The sequence below is a fragment of the Nocardiopsis flavescens genome (assembly GCF_900141985.1).
Taxonomy (GTDB): Bacteria; Actinomycetota; Actinomycetes; order Streptosporangiales; family Streptosporangiaceae; genus Nocardiopsis; species Nocardiopsis flavescens.
Map to the genome: position 1 here is coordinate 299,735 of NZ_FQZK01000005.1, position 11,816 is coordinate 311,550.

Genomic DNA, 11,816 nt, shown 5'->3' on the forward strand with positions numbered 1-11,816 from the left:
GTGGTCGGCATCCATGACCGGGCCGCCAATGTGTCGGTGGTCGGGGGGGTGGGGCAGGAACACGAGAAAATGCCTCTGAAGACGTGGTCTTCAGAGGCGGGAAACCGAGGGTGTCAGAGGGCCTGGTGCTTGAACTGGGTCAGGAAGCCGTGCCATTCCGCGGCGGGGAAGGTGAGTTCGGCGTCGTTGCGGTGCTGTGTGTCCCGAACATCGGCCCCGCTCACATGCTCTCGCACCTCCACGCAGTTCGAGCCGCCGTCACTGAAGCTGCTCTTGTGCCACCTGGGCCTGTTCATCGTCCAACCTTCTGATCTCGTCCTGCAACCTGGATAGCGCCACCTCGGGGCTGGTCGCCGCGGCCTGCAGAGCGGCGAACTGTCCTCGGAACTGCGCCACTTCCACCGCGTCGGTGACAAGCTGACCCTCACGGACGGACTCCGCGAACAGCACATCCGGCGTGTTGTCCGTCGTGATCAGCTTAAAGGCCCCCGAGTTACCCGGGTGCTTGGAGGCCCCCAGGGGAACGAGCTGCATCGTGATCCGCTCCCGCTCGGCCAGGTCCGCCACGAACGCCAACTGGTCCCTCATGATCTGCGGCGAACCGTAGCGGCGCATCAAGATCGTCTCGTCCACCACCACCCACAACTTCGGGTGCAGACTCTCGGCCATGCGTGTGGCGCGCTTGTGCCTCTCAGCCGCACGTGTCTCTCGTTCCTCCTCGGACAACCACTGGGCTCCGTAGCGGATCAGAGTGCGGGCGTAGGCTTCTGTCTGCAGATGAGCGGGCCACACCAGCACCTGGTACTCGTACACCGCACTCGCCCCGTCCACCAGGGCTGCCACCTCGTACTTCCATGCCTCACGGCCCGATCCGGTCGACTCGGTCCACACGCGCTCTAGCCGCCCCGACCCCAGTACGGCGTCCAGGTCGGCGCGCAGCTGAGGGGTGGGGGCGGTCCTGCCTCGTTCGATGTCGGAGATCGTGCTCTTGCTGATGGACACCCGACGGGCCAGGGCGGTCTGGGTCAGCCCTGCTTCATCACGCAGAGCACGCAACTCACGGCCATAGCGGATCAGCGCCTTCTTATCAGGGGGCATGGCACCCATGAGACCACGAGCTTCCGGCCTGCACGGGTGTTTTCCAGAATTTTCCAGCCTTCTAGGTCTGGTTCCAGGAAAGCTACAACTATCTTCACCTGGGGATTTCCATTTATGACACTGGGTTCTGTCACGAACCACGTGAGGGAGAACCCTGATGACCTCTTCCCCCGGTCCTTGCCGAACCCAACGACTACGAGGACTTGCTCCCGCGCGGGAACCCGCTCGCGCCGAGCACAACGAACCGGATGGGCTCACGAGAGCCTTCACCGATCACCGCGAGAAGGCGCCCGCTAACAACAATGCCCCGTATGGGTCGAGTGAGTTCGGTCCGTTGCTGCCCCGGCCGCGGGCCGACGATCCGGTGGGGCACGGGTACACGGCCTTCCAGGTGGTGCGGTTGGCGGTGTGGGCGGCACGGGAGTGCCGGTGGGTGGACGCCATGGACCCGGCGCACCGCGCGGAGACCGCGTGGGAGGCCATCGCCGAACACCTCCAGCTCGCCCACGAGCGTCCGGAGGAGACGGAGCTGATCGCCGTCGGGTGGAAGGCGATGAAGGCGCAGCACTACCAGGACCTCAAGGTCCGCGGGCTGGGCGGCAAGGACAAGGCCCTGCTGACTCGGGCGTTCGTGCGGTACTGGACCAGCGCCTCGGCGCCGGCCCACTCCCACGAGGACCAGATCGTCGACCGCCTCGCCCTGGCGCAGATCTGGACCGCCCTGAAGCCCACTCACCGGGAAGTGCTCACCGCTCTGGCCGAGCACGAGGACCGGCGCCGCGCGGAGCGCTCCCTGAACATGGACCCGGTCACGTTCACCCGCACGTTGGGGCGGGCCCGGCGGGCGTTCCTGGCGCTGTGGCACGAGGGGGAGACCCCGTCCCTGCTGTGGGGCTATGACCGCTCCGGGGCGCGGCACCAGAACGTGATGTACCTGGTCCGGCTGCGCAAGCGCCGTGCCCTACAGCGCAAGGCCGAGGGGCATGTGCGCCGCTACGGGCACCGACCGCCCCGGGACCTGGGGGTGCCCGACGCCGAGCTGCTGGCGCGGCACGAGGCGGGGGAGAGCTACGCGGCGCTGGCCGCGTGCTTCGGGGTCAGCCCTTCTCTGATCGCCTCCCGGGTGACCAAGACCCGGGCCCGGAGGGAGGAACGGACCACGGGTGGCGGGACCGGGATATCGACCCGTGGATGACGAACACCCGCACGTAGGCGGTTTGCGGGTCGGGGGTTGAACCACCTCGCGAGGCAGAGCGACCATCGACCAGCCCGCCGGGAACCCCGCGTCCCCCACGGGGCGGAGAGACAACCCCGAGCGGGTCCGGGCGGAAAGCCCAGCCCTTCGGGGCCAAGGACACCCGCACGAGAAGCGGCTTCACAAACTGGAAACACAGATGTGCCCCGACCGGTGCTCGAACACCGGGCCGGGGCGAGATCACCACCTGATAGCTCCAGGAGGAGACCGTGGAACACCCTACTACCGGCCGTCACCGGCGGCCCTGTCACAGCATGGCCGGGCGTGTGTGGGCGCTGACCGCCGCGCTGCTGGCCACCGCCCTGGCCGCACTTTTCAGCCCTCGGCCGACCCCGTCGCCCCGTCTGGTCCCGGGCGCGCTGCCCGCTGTGCCTCGGCCCGTCACCTCCTTCAGCCGGGGCGACCTGCTCACCGACCCGCCCGGCTTTCCCGCACAGGCTGCCTGGGTGGCCGGGGCCTCGACCGCCTCGACCCGTTGGGAGCAGGCCTACCGCGACTGCTCCGCCCCATTCACGGCGGCGGACCGGGTGGACGCCGACCCCGATCTGGTCGCTGGGGCTCTGGTGCGCCCCTACCTCGACCTCGGAGCTGTTCCGCGCCCCCGCACGGCCGAATCGGAGGACTACCCGACAAGGCCCCCGGCAGCAGTTCCCGAACTGGCTGAGGGCGAGTTCGCCGAGCTGACCGACCGCATCCGCACCTATCTGGCACTGCGGGGCTGAGGAAACTGCGAGCAGCCCGGGGCGTCTTCTCCTGCCGGGAGGCGCCCCGGAGTTTCACCGTGCCCTCGGTTTTCTTCATTCAGAGCGGGCAGCGCCTCACAGCAGCGGCAACTTTCCCCGGTTCGGAGTCCGCGTCCTCTCGTCAGGACAGTGCGGGTGGCATCCGCGACAGGCCGGTGACTGGTTCTGCCACGTCGCCAACGCCGCCGAACTCCCGCCTATTGCCTTACGCGGGCTCCGCCACGGAGCTGCCTCGCTCGCTCTGGCAGCGGATACGGGAGTGAAGGTGGCCTTGGTCGAGCCGGGCCACGCGACGACGCACTTCAACCAGGACACCTACCATTCGGTGCATCCCGATGTGGCCAAGCGGCAGCGGACGGTCACCACCGCGATGCTGCGTGGGGAAACAGTCTCTGTCGGGTAGCGGGGCGGGGGCGCACAAGGAGCGATGCAGTGCCGTCAGCCCTGGGCCGTGTGGCGGTTTCACTCCGCCTGGTCTGGGGCTTCGCCGTTGACGGTGCTGGTGGGCCATCGGATCAAAGGACTGATCGTTGTGTGTCCTGTCCGCCGCATGATGCGTTGTACAGCCTGGCTCCGGAGTGGGTTTTCGACAGCTTCGTAGAAGTCAGACGAACGCACACCTGCGCGTGATCCTCGACTGCCGGATACTCCATGGCCAGGGTGCTTACACCGGCAACACTGCCGCCGACGTGGAGTTCGGCTGCTTGCGGAACCACCGGTAGTGATCCAGCCATGGTGCCGAATACCAGGGTGTCGGTGCCTTCTGTGTAAATCTCCTCGACGTTCACCCGCCAGTGTTCCCGGGCCGCCCTGAGCAGGCGACGGCTTCGGTCACCGAACCTGGCCAGGGCGGGAGCACGTGCGTGGACGTGATCGGCGATCGCGCAGCACAGACGGACTTGGCCCCGGGTGCGTACGAACCCTGGCCAGGGACGGAAGTCCAACGCGTTCACGATGAGTTCCAGCGCAGCCTCTTGCACCCCGCTACAGCCCTCTTCCGCGATCTGGAGCAGGATCGGGGCCGCCGGGACGGCCGCGGGCAGGACCGTGCCGCTGTGGTCATGGATGATTCCTCCACCCGCCAGGAGGGACGCAGCCGACGCCGCGTCCATGCGCCCGCGAGCATGTGAGAGACCTCGGAGACCGTCGCGGACCGCTGTCGCACGGTAGTAGTCCACGGGACCGGGAACGGAACCCCAGTCGAACGCATCGATCACATCGGCTTCTTTCTGCGTGAGGCCAGTCGTGTAAGGGGGCTCGGCTGAAACGGCCGTATGCGAACTGATAGGGCATAGGGAGGCCGGACACAGGGTGCCGCCGGGCAGGGGACACAGGGGTACCGGACGGCAAAGTGCTCCGGGAGGTCGGACTCCACCTGTACGGGACCTTGTACCGGGGAGCACACATGGAGCACTTCAGGCCCCGAAACGCGGCGAGGACCTCTTGCGAGGTCCTCATGCACCCCATCTGAACTGGGGTTTTGTGGCGCACCCGGCAGGATTCGAACCTGCGGCCATCGGATTAGAAGTCCGGTGCTCTATCCACTGAGCTACGGGTGCTCGCTTCAATTGTGGCCCGCGGTGGCGGGGCGTGACCACGTTGTGATCACTGGGGTGCGGCCGTGGCGGCGTCGACGACCTGCGGTCGGGCGGTCGGCCCGTGCCGTGGTGTCTCGGGCAGACATTCTAGGGTATTCGGCAGATCTCGCCCACGGGCGGGCAAAGGTTTGGCAACTACAGTGATTCGTAGTTGACGCTCGTTACCACCCGTGGTCCGTCAAACCGGCCTCTATGGGTTTCGTGCACCACGTTACCGGTGATTAACCCATGCTGCGCCGCAGGCCCGCTGGTGTTTCGTGAACTCCTGGATTCCAGTGATCAGAAGCCCCACCACTGGCCGATGAGGAGGAGCGTCCAGGTCAGGGGGATGTGCATGGGGGACTCCTCGGCATCGACTACTCTGAGTAACTATAATCACTCTGGGTAATCGCGCGGAGAGTGTGAGGTTCCGAGTCGCTACCGTGGTGCGGTGCGATCACGAGGAATGGCGGCGGGCTACCTGCTGGACGTGCTGGTGCGGGACCCCGAGAGGGGCCATCCCGTGGCGACGTTCGGCCGGGCCGCGGGGTGGTGGGAGCGGAGCGTGTACCGGGACTCGGCGGTGGCCGGTGCGGTGTTCGCCGCCGGGGCCGTCCTGCCCGCGGTCGGGCTGGGGTGGCTGGCCGGCCGGGGCGGCCAGGCCGCCACCGCCGTGCTCACCTGGGCCGTGCTGGGCGGCGACATGCTCTGCCGGGAGGCCGAGGGGATCGCCCGTGCTCTGGAGTCCGGCGACCTCGAACGCGCCCGTGAGCTGTTGCCGCGGCTGTGCGGCCGTGACCCGCGGGGGCTGGGGGAGCGCGAGATCGCGCGGGCCGTCGTGGAGTCGGTCGCCGAGAACACCTCGGACGCCGTCGTCGGACCCCTGGTGTGGGGCGCTCTCGGCGGCACGGCGGGCCTGGCCGGGTTCCGTGCCGTGAACACGCTGGACGCCATGGTCGGCCACCGCAGTCCCCGGTACCGCAGGTTCGGCACCCCCGCGGCGCGGCTCGACGACCTGGCCGGATGGGGGCCCGCTCGCCTCACCGCCCTGCTGGCGGTGGCCGCCGCGCCCCTGGTGGGCGGCGACGCGGCCACGGCCCTGCGGATCTGGCGCCGTGACGGTGGCCGGCACCCGAGCCCCAACGCGGGTCAGTGCGAGGCCGCCTTCGCCGGGGCGCTCGGCGTCTCCCTGGGCGGTACCAACGTGTACGGCGAGAACACGGAGTCCAGGCCCGTCATGGGCGACGGGCCGCCTCCCGCCGTGCGCGACATCCGGCGGGCGGTCCGCCTGTCCCGGGCGGTCGGCGCCGGCGCCCTCGCGGTGGCCGCTCTCTGAGTCCGCGCACCGGGGGCCGCCGGTGCGGTCCCGAACGCGGCCACGGCGACGGCGCCCGCCCTGCCCGTGCCCCCGGGCTCGGGAACCCTCCCCCGCCCCGAAGCCCTTCCCGGGGACTCAGGCCGCGAGGCTGCGGGCGTAGTTGACCTGCTGGTTGATCTGCGCCGACAGCCCGCGGTAGGAGGCGGGGATGGAGGCCGCGTGGTAGTGGCCGTGCCCCTGCACGGTGACCTGGACGTGGCCGCTGGTCTTCTCCTCCTTCACCAGCAGGAAGAGCAGGCCCAGCAGGCAGGTCCACCAGAACACCAGGATCGCCACGATCACGGCCCAGACCGGGGTGGTGCGCTCGGTGCGGGTCATGTCGGTGACCGTCCACACCGTCCCGCGGATCGGGAAGCGCCCGGCGGGGGTGATGACGGTGTTCTGCGTGATGGCGATGTCCCCGATGGTGCTCAGCACCGGCTCGTCGTGGGAGCCGGGGACCGGCCCGGAGGGAACGGGGGAGTAGCCGCCGGTGGGATTGCCGTAGGGCTCCACCGCCCCGTACCCGTCGGCGGGGTTCCATGCGGACGGGTCGTGCGGCGGCTGCTGGTGCTGCTGCCAGGGGTCGCCGTCGGGGGAAGGGTAAGGGTTCATGCGCCGATTGTGTCAAAGGGAGGGGGAGGGCGGAACGCGATCCCGCGTCCGACCTCGGCCGCAGGGGCCCGCGGGCCGTGGCCGGATGTGGCCACGCCCCCGGAGGGTGCGGACCGTTCGTGACGGCTCCGGTGCGCCGCGTCGCCGCCCGTTTGTGCTGGATGTGGCGTAGGTCACTCTAAACCTGCGGTCCGGCGGGGCCGCGCGCAGGTCCGCGCCCCGCTCCGCCGCAGAACATGAAACTCTTTCGCACTTTACTTACCGGTACGTAACATGCCGCTGAACCATCGCCCGCACCCCCAGGTGGTGACAGCACATGCCCCCGTCTCCCCCCACCCTCCGCAGGCGCCTGCGCACCGGTGCCTGCGGCCTCGCCCTGGCGGTCGCGGCCGCCACCGTCGCGGCCCTGCCCACGGCGCCCGCCGCCGCCGAGCCCGTCCCCGACTACTGCGCCCCCGGGGGATGCCACGACATCCTCCCGCCCGGCCAGAACGGCAGCGCGACCCTCGTCGAGATCCTCGGCCACCAGGTCTTCGGCACCCGGCCCAAGTTCTCCTCCAGCCAGCTCGACATGTACGACAACCTCGTGCACCACTACGACGGCCTCACCCAGGCGGGCCTGGACGACTTCTTCCTCGACGCCACCTTCGGCGTGGCCCGGGGCGACGTGGGCCGCACCTACAAGCCGCGGGCCGACGTCACGGTCACCCGCGACCGCCACCACGGCATCCCGCACATCGAGGGGACCACCCGCGAGGGCACCATGTTCGGCGCCGGCTACGCGGCGGCCGAGGACCGGCTCTTCCTCATGGACGTCCTGCGCCGCGTCGGGCGCGGCGAGCTGACCTCCTTCGCCGGAGGCGCCGAGGGCAACCGGGGCCTGGAACAGGACCTGTGGCGCAGCGCGCCCTACACCGAGGAGGACAAGCAGGCCCAGATCGACCGGGTCGCCGCCTCGGGAGAGCGCGGGGAGCAGGCCCTGGCCGACGTCGAGGACTACATCGACGGCGTCAACACCTACATCGACCAGGCCGACGGCGGCCGGTACTTCCCCGGCGAGTACGTCCTGACCGGGCACAAGGACGCCATCACCAACGCGGGCGAGATCGAGCGCTTCACCGCCACCGACGTCGTCGGCATCGCCTCCATGGTCGGCGGGATCTTCGGCGGGGGAGGGGGCGGCGAGGTCCAGTCCGCCCTCGTGCTGGCCAACTTCCAGGACCGCTACGGGGCCGAGGAGGGCCTGGCCCTCTGGCACGACTGGCGCATGGAGAACGACCCCGAGGCCGTGGTGAGCATCCCCGGCGAGTTCCCCTACGGCGGCACCCCCGACGACCCGGTCGGCGAGGTCCACCCCGACCCGGGCTCGGTCGAGTACTACGACATCGTCCACGACGAGCACGGCTCGGCGGCCTCCGGCCAGGCGGCCCGGTCCCCCGAGCCCGACGCGGCGACCACGGCCGCCCCCGGCGAGGAGGGCGACGCCACCGTCGAGGACCTCACCGAGGAGCAGCAGGGGGAGATCGACGCCATGGTGGAGGAGGGCGACCTCTCCGCCGCCGAGGGCGTGTTCGACGAGGGCGTGCTGCCCGAGGGGCTGCTCGACCCGCGCGGCATGTCCAACGCCCTGCTGGTCTCCGGCGAGCACACCGAGAGCGGCAACCCGGTGGCCGTCATGGGCCCGCAGACCGCGTACTTCTCCCCGCAGCTGCTCCTGCTCCAGGAGCTCCAGGGGCCGGGCATCAGCGCCCGCGGCGCCTCCTTCGCGGGGGTGAGCTTCTACGTCCAGATGGGCCGCGGCGTCGACTACGCCTGGAGCGCCACGTCGGCGGGCCAGGACCTCACCGACACCTTCGCCGTGCACCTGTGCGAGACGGACGGGTCCGCGCCCACCACCGCCTCCCGCGCCTACGTCGACTCCTCCGGTGACTGCACGCCCTTCGAGGAGCTCAGCGTCACCAACGAGTGGTCGCCCACCGTCGCCGACGGCACCCCGGCGGGCGGCTACACGCTCACCTCGCTGCGGTCCGAGTACGGGCTGGTGCAGTCGTTCGCGACGGCGGACGGGGTCCCGGTGGCGTTCACGTCGTTGCGCTCCACCTACATGCACGAGGTGGACTCCATCATCGGGTTCCAGCGCTTCAACGACCCGGACGAGATCACCTCGGCGGAGACGTTCATCGACGCCGCGGGGGACATCGGGTACGCGTTCAACTGGCACTACGTGGACGACGAGGACATCGCGTTCATCAACTCCGGCGCCAACCCCGAGCGGAACCCGGGCACCAACCCCAACCTGCCGATCGACGCCTACTCCGACGCGGGCTGGGCCGGCTGGGACCCGCAGGACAACAGCGTCGCCTACATCCCCAAGAGCGAGCACCCGCAGGCGGTCGACCCGGACTACATCGTCAACTGGAACAACAAGCCGGCCCAGGGGTACACCTCGGGCTGGTCCACCGGCTCGGTGCACCGCGGCGACCTGCTGGACACCCGGGTGTCGGCGCTGGTCGACGGCGGGCACGCGTTCACCACCGCGAGCCTGACCCGGGTGATGATGGAGGCCGGCACGGCGGACCTGCGCGCCCAGGAGGTGCTGCCGCTGCTCCTGGAGGTCATCGACTCCGCGGAGGTCACCGACCCCGGACTCGCGTCCGCGGTCGAGGGCCTGCGGCAGTGGAACGCGGCGGGGTCGCAGCGGCGCGAGCCCTTCCGCGACGCCGGCTACTACTCCTACGCCGATTCCATCCGCGTCCTGGACGCCTGGTGGCCGCTCCTGGTCCGGGCCCAGTTCGAACCCGAGCTGGGGGAGGACCTCTACACCGGCCTGACCGCCGTGGCGCAGATCGACGAGTCGCCCTCGGGCCACATCGGCGGGGGCACGCCCGGCAGTGTCAACCAGGGCCAGCCCCACCGCGGCTCCGCCTTCCAGTACGGATGGTGGTCGTACGTGGACAAGGACCTGCGCACCGTGCTGGGGCAGGACGTCGAGGGCCCCCTCGGCGACGGCGCCTACTGCGGCGGCGGGGACCTCGCGCAGTGCCGTACGGTGCTGCTCGACACCCTCGCCGAGGCGGTGGCCACCCCGGCGGGCGAGGTCTACCCGGGTGACGACCACTGCGCGGTCGGCGCCCAGCTGTGCGCCGACACGGTGATCCACCAGTCGGTGGGAGGCATCGACATGTGGCCCATCGCCTGGCAGAACCGGCCCACCTACCAGCTTGTCTACCAGTTCTCCGGCGGACGGTAGCGGCGGGCGGCGCGGTCCCCGGCGGCCCTGAGCGGGTGCCTCCGGGGGCCGCGCCGCGTCCGGGGCCGAACGGGGCCGCGCACTCCTCCCGCGGCCCCGCCCGGGACACCGTCCGCCCGGTCGCGCGCCGTGCGGTGAGCGGCTCCGGCACAGGTCACCGCGCTGCCGGGTCCAACGGGCGAAATCCCCGTACTCGTAAGCGAATCGTGTGGTTTGTCGGGCCCGTGTGGGTAGCAAAGGAGTACCCGGAACACGAACCGGAGGGGGGTACATGGACGCCTGGCTGGTCTGGCTGGTCCTCGCCGTCGTCCTGGGGGTCGTCGAGGTCTTCACCCTCACCTTCGTCCTGGGCCTGCTCGCGGCTGCGGCCCTGGTCGCCGCCCTCCTCGGCGCCGTCGGACTCCCGGTGGCCGTGCAGATCATCGGGTTCGTCGCGGCCTCGGCCGCGGGCGTCTACCTGGTCCGGCCGATCATGCGCCGCCAGCTCTCCCGCGGGCCCGTGGTGCGCTCGGGGGTCGAGGGACTGGTGGGACGCAGCGCCGTGGTGCTCCAGCCGGTGGACCGGGACAGGGGACTGATCAAGCTCTCCGGGGAGGAGTGGTCGGCGCGGAGCATCGACGAGGACCTGGTGATCCCCGTGGGAGCGCACGTCGACGTCATGGAGATCGACGGCGCGACCGCCGTGGTCTACCCGCGCGAGGCCCTTCCCTGAGCCGGCGGCCCGGCCGCCGGGACCGGCGGGGCGGGCCCGGGCCGCGCGCACCGCCGCACACACGATCCGAGATCAGGTGCCGAACATGACAGAACTCGTCATACCTTTCATCATCCTCGCCGTCCTCTTCGTCGCCCTCGCCCTGACGTCGATCCGCATCGTTCCCCAGGCGCGGGCGTACAACATCGAGCGCTTCGGCCGGTACATCCGCACACTCGGGCCCGGGCTGAACTTCCTCATCCCGGGCGTGGACCGGGTCAACACCAAGTTCGACCTGCGCGAGCACGTGTTCACCTCGCGCCCCCAGCCGGTCATCACCGAGGACAACCTGGTCGTCAACATCGACACCGTCCTCTACTACCAGGTCACCGACCCCAAGGCCGCCGCCTACGAGGTGGCCAACTACATCCAGGCCATCGACCAGCTCACCGTCACCACGCTGCGCAACGTGATCGGCTCGATGGACCTGGAGCGCACGCTCACCTCCCGCGAGGAGATCAACACCCGCCTGCGCGGCGTCCTGGACGACACCACCGGCAAGTGGGGCATCCGCGTCAACCGGGTGGAGATCAAGGCGATCGACCCGCCGCCCACCATCAAGGAGGCGATGGAGAAGCAGATGCGGGCCGACCGCGACAAGCGCGCGGCCATCCTGCACGCCGAGGGCGACCGGCAGGCCCGCATCCTCAAGGCCGAGGGCGCCCGCCAGCAGGCGATCCTGGAGGCGCAGGGCGACCAGCAGGCGGCGATCCTGCGGGCCGACGGCGAGGCACAGGCCGTGGAGCGGGTCTTCCAGGCCGTGCACGCCAACAACGCCGACGCCAAGCTGCTCGCGTACAAGTACCTGGAGACCCTGCCGCAGCTGGCCAACGGGGAGGGGAACACGTTCTGGGTCATTCCGGGCGAGTTCACCGAGGCCGTCAAGAACGTCACCCACGCCTTCGCGGGCGACGCCGTGCGCTCGCGGCCCTCCACGGAGAAGGACGAGGACGCCGGGGGCTCCGGCCCGGCCCAGCTCACCGGCCCCGACCCGACCGAGCGGTCGGCGTCCGCGCAGGCGGCCCGGGACGCCGCGGAGGCGGCCCGGCGGGCGGTGGAGGACGCCCGCGACGACGTGCGCCGCGCCGGGGTGGCGGGCACGCGCGGCACCGAGTCCGCGCCGGTCCCGCGCGAGGAGGGGTAGCGCCCCACGGGTCCCGGCCGGGGAGG

At 70.5% G+C, this 11,816-nt stretch carries 10 protein-coding genes and 1 tRNA gene; 6 read left to right on the forward strand and 5 right to left on the reverse strand.

Features of this window, described 5'->3' with window-relative positions:
- Positions 1-113: 113 nt before the first annotated feature.
- Entirely contained in the window at positions 114-296 is a 183-nt protein-coding gene (locus BUE45_RS11975) for a DUF397 domain-containing protein (protein WP_073378785.1), read from the reverse strand.
- Entirely contained in the window at positions 259-1,098 is an 840-nt protein-coding gene (locus tag BUE45_RS11980; RefSeq protein ID WP_073378983.1) for a helix-turn-helix domain-containing protein, read from the reverse strand. The genes BUE45_RS11975 and BUE45_RS11980 overlap by 38 nt, the downstream gene beginning before the upstream one ends.
- A 334-nt stretch (positions 1,099-1,432) precedes the next feature.
- Here BUE45_RS11980 and BUE45_RS11985 point away from each other — a divergent pair, with 334 nt between their 5' ends.
- Positions 1,433-2,293, forward strand: a complete 861-nt coding sequence (locus BUE45_RS11985; RefSeq protein WP_073378787.1) for a hypothetical protein — start codon at positions 1,433-1,435, stop codon at positions 2,291-2,293.
- Between the two features lie 314 nt (positions 2,294-2,607).
- A complete protein-coding gene (locus BUE45_RS11990) occupies positions 2,608-3,075 on the forward strand; it encodes a hypothetical protein (RefSeq protein WP_143173336.1) in 468 nt (155 codons plus the stop codon).
- Between the two features lie 536 nt (positions 3,076-3,611).
- On the opposite strand, the gene BUE45_RS31805 is transcribed toward BUE45_RS11990, so the two are convergent.
- A complete protein-coding gene (locus BUE45_RS31805) occupies positions 3,612-4,313 on the reverse strand; it encodes a hypothetical protein (RefSeq protein ID WP_143173337.1) in 702 nt (233 codons plus the stop codon).
- Positions 4,314-4,579: 266 nt separating this feature from the next.
- Positions 4,580-4,655, reverse strand: a tRNA-Arg gene (locus BUE45_RS12000).
- A gap of 484 nt (positions 4,656-5,139) precedes the next feature.
- Between BUE45_RS12000 and BUE45_RS12005 the strand changes: the two genes are divergently transcribed.
- Positions 5,140-6,009, forward strand: coding sequence for a cobalamin biosynthesis protein (locus tag BUE45_RS12005; RefSeq protein ID WP_245833048.1), 870 nt, complete (start codon positions 5,140-5,142; stop codon positions 6,007-6,009).
- 117 nt (positions 6,010-6,126) lie between these two features.
- On the opposite strand, the gene BUE45_RS12010 is transcribed toward BUE45_RS12005, so the two are convergent.
- Complete coding sequence (locus BUE45_RS12010; RefSeq protein ID WP_073378791.1) at positions 6,127-6,645, reverse strand: hypothetical protein; 519 nt, start codon at positions 6,643-6,645, stop codon at positions 6,127-6,129.
- Between the two features lie 316 nt (positions 6,646-6,961).
- On the opposite strand from BUE45_RS12010, the gene BUE45_RS12015 reads away from it, so the two are divergent.
- The 3 genes from BUE45_RS12015 to BUE45_RS12025 all read left to right on the forward strand — a co-directional run bounded on the left by BUE45_RS12015 (position 6,962) and on the right by BUE45_RS12025 (position 11,790).
- Positions 6,962-9,895 (forward strand): penicillin acylase family protein, encoded by a 2,934-nt coding sequence (locus tag BUE45_RS12015; protein WP_073378792.1) that lies wholly within the window; start codon positions 6,962-6,964, stop codon positions 9,893-9,895.
- 271 nt (positions 9,896-10,166) lie between these two features.
- The gene (locus tag BUE45_RS12020; protein WP_073378793.1) at positions 10,167-10,607 is read left to right on the forward strand and encodes an NfeD family protein; all 441 of its coding nucleotides are present in this window, start codon (positions 10,167-10,169) and stop codon (positions 10,605-10,607) included.
- Between the two features lie 85 nt (positions 10,608-10,692).
- Positions 10,693-11,790: an SPFH domain-containing protein gene (locus BUE45_RS12025; RefSeq protein ID WP_073378795.1), complete on the forward strand. Its 1,098-nt coding sequence runs from the start codon at positions 10,693-10,695 to the stop codon at positions 11,788-11,790.
- Positions 11,791-11,816 lie beyond the last annotated feature (26 nt).